Source organism: Micrococcus sp. GbtcB5 (assembly GCF_019091605.1).
Taxonomy (GTDB): domain Bacteria; phylum Actinomycetota; class Actinomycetes; order Actinomycetales; family Micrococcaceae; genus Micrococcus; species Micrococcus luteus.
Genome location: NZ_JAGXJK010000283.1, coordinates 1 through 254 on the forward strand (window position 1 = coordinate 1; position 254 = coordinate 254).

The window sequence follows — 254 nt, forward strand, 5'->3', positions numbered from 1 at the left end:
ATGAGGTTCCTCCTAGCTCGGGGGTGGTGGGCGTGTCCATCCGAGCAGCTGAAGACGACAGTACGTGTCAGGTTCTCTGCCAGGATCTGAGCATGTAGTCCTCCCGGCTGTTGTCGATGCTGCTGCTCCTCCAGACGCATGAACGGATGACCAGCCGGGTGCTGGCCCAACGCTTCGAGGTCTCTCAGCGGACGGTCCTTCGTGACGTGGAGGCGTTGTCGGCCGCCGCTGGTCCGGTCCACACCGAACGCGCT

At 63.4% G+C, this 254-nt stretch carries 1 protein-coding gene; it reads left to right on the top strand.

The genetic code is table 11. The features are described 5' to 3' along the window. Window positions 1-116: 116 nt before the first annotated feature. Window positions 117-254 (top strand): HTH domain-containing protein (locus tag KVS67_RS12375; protein WP_256448036.1); only part of this gene is annotated, 138 nt, incomplete at its 3' end.